This window comes from Janthinobacterium sp. BHSEK, from assembly GCF_056174685.1.
Genome location: NZ_JBWBYV010000236.1, coordinates 1 through 569 on the forward strand (window position 1 = coordinate 1; position 569 = coordinate 569).

The following is a 569-nucleotide window of genomic DNA, read 5'->3' on the forward strand; positions in this document are numbered from 1 at the left end:
GACTACCTCTAAGTGACTTTGGCAGTGACTACCAGAGTGACTACCCTGTGTGACTACCCTTTTAAAAATTCTCCGACGCCGGACAAACCGAGCGCGAATTTACCCATACGCGGTAGGCTCCGGGAAGGACCCTGGAAAATCTGCCACCCTCGACGAGGGCATTTCGACCTGACCGGCCGGGGTCGCCTCGATGGGTCGGCCTATCAGGGCAGGTGGCAGGGGGCGGCAAGGCATCAGCCTCGCATCGCCGCCTCCCAAGCGGTGATCAAGTTGGTCTCGAAGTTGGCCGTGATGGCTTCATGAGCGATGGCGCTGAACTCGAAACGCTTCTTGTACACCGCGTCCGTGGCGAAACGGATCAACGGCGTGATACGCCGGTTGTCGTTCGTCCGTGCGTAGATACCCGCAGGCAGCTTGTGCCCCTTCGGCGTACCTTTGAAAAAGCGCTTGGCGGACTCGTATGAGTTGAGATCCTTGGCGATGCGCACGATCTTCGCCTTGCTCATGTTGCCGTACTGGTTCAACTGCATACCGGCACCAGGCAACGCAATCTGAGGACGGCCCCCTTC

General features: G+C 58.9%; 1 protein-coding gene. It reads right to left on the minus strand.

All coding sequences use genetic code 11. The features are described 5' to 3' along the window. Positions 1–233: 233 nt before the first annotated feature. A partial coding sequence (locus AC0V2Y_RS28675; protein ID WP_475418479.1) for a hypothetical protein occupies positions 234–569 on the minus strand: 336 nt, incomplete at its 5' end.